This is a genomic window from Zoogloea sp. LCSB751 (assembly GCF_002028455.1).
Classification (GTDB): Bacteria; Pseudomonadota; Gammaproteobacteria; order Burkholderiales; family Rhodocyclaceae; genus Zoogloea.
Window position 1 is genome coordinate 1 of sequence record NZ_MWUM01000086.1, and the last position, 513, is coordinate 513.

The following is a 513-nucleotide window of genomic DNA, read 5'->3' on the forward strand; positions in this document are numbered from 1 at the left end:
CCCCTGCCACACCACCCGGCATGCGGGTCCGCACCGGGCGGTTCGAGAGCTTGAGGTCAGGACAGCCTCGGCACTCCCAACCTGTCAAAGTACGCAATGGTCAGCACTGTCTTGAGCAGGCGATCGCTGTTGCGCCACCACCGGTGGCAGTTGCCCGCTACCTGCCTGGCAACGTCCTCCGTCGCTCCCAGTGCCTTGAGCTCGCGATAGATCGTCCATGCCCGCTTCCAGTGCTTGAGCTGGATCGCACGCAGGCGATGGCGTAGCGCGCAAAGCTGTAGCCTCACGCTGCAGCGCCTGGCCCACCTCGTCGAGCAGCACGTTGGCCAACAGGGGGCTCAGCGGGCCGCCTTGCGGCGTGCCCAGATGGCGTTCCATCACCACCCCGGCATCCATGATCCCAGCGTTCAGGTATGCCCGGATCAGCCGAATCACTCCGGCGTCCTCGATGCGCTTCTTGAGCCTGGCGATCAGGATGTCGTGATTGACCCGGTCGAAGAACTTCTCCAGGTC

The 513-nt window shown here is 64.5% G+C and carries 1 protein-coding gene; it reads right to left on the minus strand.

Annotation, left to right across the window (positions count from 1 at the left end; all coding sequences use genetic code 11):
* Window positions 1–84 precede the first annotated feature (84 nt).
* On the minus strand, window positions 85–513 hold a 429-nt coding region (locus B4920_RS25850; protein ID WP_254051065.1), incomplete at its 5' end, for a reverse transcriptase domain-containing protein.